Origin of the sequence: Clostridium sartagoforme AAU1 (assembly GCF_000401215.1) — a bacterium.
Lineage (GTDB): Bacteria > Bacillota > Clostridia > Clostridiales > Clostridiaceae > Clostridium > Clostridium sartagoforme.
Map to the genome: position 1 here is coordinate 1 of NZ_ASRV01000231.1, position 2,977 is coordinate 2,977.

5 protein-coding genes are annotated in these 2,977 nt (G+C 26.2%); 4 read left to right on the forward strand and 1 reads right to left on the reverse strand.

Annotated features, from left to right (window positions below; all coding sequences use genetic code 11):
- Positions 1-242, forward strand: a 242-nt coding sequence (locus A500_RS20860; RefSeq protein WP_040437146.1) for a hypothetical protein, incomplete at its 5' end; no start/stop codon positions are given.
- Positions 243-311: 69 nt separating this feature from the next.
- Positions 312-464, forward strand: a complete 153-nt coding sequence (locus A500_RS20865) for a hypothetical protein (RefSeq protein ID WP_172655002.1) — start codon at positions 312-314, stop codon at positions 462-464.
- A 63-nt stretch (positions 465-527) separates the two neighbouring features.
- Here A500_RS20865 and ilvA read toward each other — a convergent pair whose 3' ends face one another.
- Positions 528-1,727 carry a threonine ammonia-lyase gene (ilvA, locus tag A500_RS18080; protein WP_016209019.1) on the reverse strand — a complete coding sequence of 400 codons (1,200 nt, stop codon included), beginning with the start codon at positions 1,725-1,727 and terminating at the stop codon, positions 528-530.
- Positions 1,728-1,871: 144 nt separating this feature from the next.
- Between ilvA and A500_RS20870 the strand changes: the two genes are divergently transcribed.
- On the forward strand, positions 1,872-2,036 hold the full coding sequence (locus A500_RS20870; protein ID WP_172655003.1) for a hypothetical protein: 165 nt from the start codon (positions 1,872-1,874) through the stop codon (positions 2,034-2,036).
- Positions 2,029-2,895 (forward strand): SDR family oxidoreductase, encoded by an 867-nt coding sequence (locus A500_RS18085; RefSeq protein WP_016209020.1) that lies wholly within the window; start codon positions 2,029-2,031, stop codon positions 2,893-2,895. The genes A500_RS20870 and A500_RS18085 overlap by 8 nt, the downstream gene beginning before the upstream one ends.
- Positions 2,896-2,977: the final 82 nt, after the last annotated feature.

A 2,977-nucleotide genomic window follows, 5' to 3' on the forward strand; every position in this document is an offset into this window, starting at 1 on the left:
AAATTAAAGAATATAATACTTATTTAGATTCCTTAATTAGAAAATATAGAAAAAATGGTGGCATAAAAGAATTTATAAGTATTAAAAATGAAATAGAACTTAGATATGAAATAGATATAAATAATTTTATATTATCTAGTATAATTAAAATTAATAATGATATAAATAATGATTATTATGGTGAATATTTAAATTCTAAAAAGGAAGATTTTATAAATGCTATAGTAACTAGTATAGTTTAAATTTTATAATAAAATTGACTCTTAAGGGCAAACTATAAGTGTAAAGTAAAACCTTAGGAGGGATTAAATATGAATAAACTAATGAAAAAGATGAAAAGAAATTTTAAAAGAAAAAGAATGAAAAGTAATTTAGTAATGGAGATGGCAGAAGATTTTATGGATGTTGTTCAAAATGCTAAATTATATAAGAAAATGAAAAAAGCTAAAAGAAAATTTAAATAATCAAATAAAAAACAACTTAAGAAACAAAGTATAGCTTTAACTTAAGTTGTTTTTTTATTTATATTAGTACATTTGATTTATTTTAAAACCCATGTTTGTAAAAGATTCTTTAATTAAATTTATATGCTCAATACCATTAGTTTCAACAGTAACTTCTAACAAGACATTCTTTAATCTATTTGAGGCTTTAAATTGGTTATGCTCAAGCTGAACTACATTTGCATTAAGTTCTGAAAGAATTTTAGATATTTCAAGTAATTGTCCAGGGGTATCAGGAAGCTCTATAGAAAAACAAAATAATCTACCTCTTTCAACTAATCCGTCATTAATTAAAGAAGAGATAGTAATCATATCTATATTTCCGCCACTAATTATAGGAACAATCTTTTTATCTTTCATATTAAGTTTTCTTAATGCAGCGAGAGAAGCAGCTCCAGAAGCTTCTGCAAGTAACTTATGTTTTTCACACAATATTAAAAATGCTTCAGCAATTTCTTTGTCAGAAACAGTAATTATATCATCAACATATTCTTGAATTATTCTATAAGTTAAATCTCCTGGGCATTTAACAGCTATACCATCAGCAATGGTATTAACTGAATTTAAAGAAACTAAACTTCCATTTTTAAAGCTTTGTTCCATAGCATTTGCACCTTCTGCTTGAACTCCTATTATCTTTATTTTAGGATTAATTTCTTTTGCAGCTAATGAAATACCACTTATTAATCCACCACCGCCAATTGGACATAATATTACATCTACATCTTGCATTTCTTCTAAAATTTCTAAAGCAATTGTACCTTGTCCGTAAATAACATTTATATCATTAAACGGATGTATAAATACTGAATTATTATTTTCTTCAATACTCTTAGCCTTTAAAAAGGCATCATCATAGCAATTACCATACAATACAACTTCACCACCAAAGTCTTTAGTAGATTGTATTTTAAGATAAGGAGTAGTCCTTGGCATAACTATTGTTGATTTAACTCCTAATAATTCAGCAGCATAAGCAACTCCTTGAGCATGATTCCCAGCCGAAGAACAAACAACTCCTTTAGACTTTTCATCATCACTTAATGAGCGTATCTTATTAAGAGCCCCTCGTATTTTATAAGCTCCAGTAACTTGTAAGTTCTCACATTTCATATAAACTGAACAATTTGAAAGTTTTGAAAAAGTTGGGCTGTATAAAATAGGAGTTTTATTAATTACATCTTTAATTTTTTCTCTTGTTTCCTCAATTTTTTTAAAATGCATAAGCTTCCACCTCAAGTAATTTTTGTAATAAAATTATTATAGCACTACTTTACAAATATATGAAGAATTTAAATTTATTTAAAAGTATATTTAGCGATTAAATAATAAAAAATAAGTATATAAATAAGTAAAGGAGAAGTGATTATGAAGGAAGTTTACAATGATTTAAATAATATTGGTAATTTTACAAAAAATGCTGTAAAGGAATTTGAAAACAATATAATAAGTAAAACTAATTACTTAGAAACTATAGAAAGCAATTCAAATTTCAAAAATAATTATAGTATTAAGGAGAAAAAAGATGATTAATAATTTTCCAAAGGAGTTTCCTCCACAACATCAAAATGCACAACCAGGAATAGAAGAAAAAATGAATCCTAATCCTATTTATAAAATAGAAGAATTATGCAAAGGATCAAATAAATTAAAAGATAAAGTTGCAATAATAACAGGTGGTGATAGTGGAATAGGAAGAGCTGTATCTTTAGCTTATGCAAAAGAAGGAGCGAAAATAGCAATTATTTATTTAAATGAACATGAAGATGCAGAAAAAACTAAAAAGCTTATAGAAGATATAAATGGTGAATGTATTTTAATAAGTGGAGATATTGGAGATGAAAACTTTTGTATTAATGCTGTAAATACAGTTATAAAAGAATTTAATAAAATAAATATATTAGTTAATAATTCAGCAGAACAACATGTATGCAATGCATTAACTGATATAACCAAAGAACAATTTGATAGAACATTTAAAACCAATGTGTTTGGAGCTTTTTATATAACTAAAGAAGTTTTAAAGCATTTAAATGCTGGAGATTGTATTATTAACACAACATCAGTAACGGCTTATCATGGACATAAAACATTAATTGATTATTCAATGACTAAAGGAGCCTTAACTTCATTTACAAGATCATTAGCATTAAATTTAGCAGATAAAAATATAAGAGTAAATGCAGTTGCTCCAGGGCCAGTATGGACACCTCTTATACCAGCTTCTTTTGATATGACTGAAGTTTCAAGTTTTGGCAAACAAAGCCCTATGAAAAGAGCGGCACAACCAGTAGAATTAGGTGAAAGCTATGTTTTCTTAGCTAGTGATGGAGCTTCTTACATAACTGGAGAAACAATTCATGTTAATGGTGGAGAAATAGTAAATTCATAAAGAATTAAAAAGCATATTTAGATAAAATCTAAATATGCTTTTTAATATTTAACTATGTATCATATAAAGTATCATATAAAAC

What these genes read in the sequence shown, in the direction of transcription:
- A500_RS20865 (WP_172655002.1), top strand. Translation starts at nt 312, where the DNA reads ATGAATAAACTAATGAAAAAGATGAAAAGAAATTTTAAAAGAAAAAGA.
- ilvA (WP_016209019.1), bottom strand. Translation starts at nt 1,727, where the DNA reads ATGCATTTTAAAAAAATTGAGGAAACAAGAGAAAAAATTAAAGATGTA.
- A500_RS20870 (WP_172655003.1), top strand. Translation starts at nt 1,872, where the DNA reads ATGAAGGAAGTTTACAATGATTTAAATAATATTGGTAATTTTACAAAA.
- A500_RS18085 (WP_016209020.1), top strand. Translation starts at nt 2,029, where the DNA reads ATGATTAATAATTTTCCAAAGGAGTTTCCTCCACAACATCAAAATGCA.